This is a genomic window from Pontibacter sp. JAM-7 (assembly GCF_048548695.2).
In the GTDB taxonomy this organism is placed as follows: Bacteria; Pseudomonadota; Gammaproteobacteria; order Pseudomonadales; family Balneatricaceae; genus Neptuniibacter.
In genome coordinates this window covers 1-236 of sequence record NZ_JBLYIF020000083.1, presented here as the reverse complement: position 1 = coordinate 236, position 236 = coordinate 1, and the positions used below count along the sequence as shown (strand labels likewise).

Sequence of the window (236 nt, the reverse complement as noted above, 5' to 3'; positions counted from 1 at the left end):
CTTCCTCGACCTGGGCCGCCAGGGTTCGCAGGGTGGTCATGATCCGTTCCCGCTGCAGGTTGAAGAACATCACGTCGGCATCGACATCAATGCCGGAGCGTTTGGCCAACAACAGGGTGACCGCGGAATCATTGGCGGCATCAATGAGGGTCAGCTGGTTCTGCTGGTCCCAGGTCAGCGGATCACGGTTCTGTTTGGCGCTCAGGTAGCGGGCGATGATGCGGGAGTCATAGAGC

Annotated in this window: 1 protein-coding gene; it reads right to left on the bottom strand. The window is 60.2% G+C overall.

Annotated features, from left to right (window positions below; all coding sequences use genetic code 11):
- Window positions 1-236 (bottom strand): hypothetical protein (locus tag ACFVYJ_RS13955; RefSeq protein WP_463255484.1); only part of this gene is annotated, 236 nt, incomplete at both ends.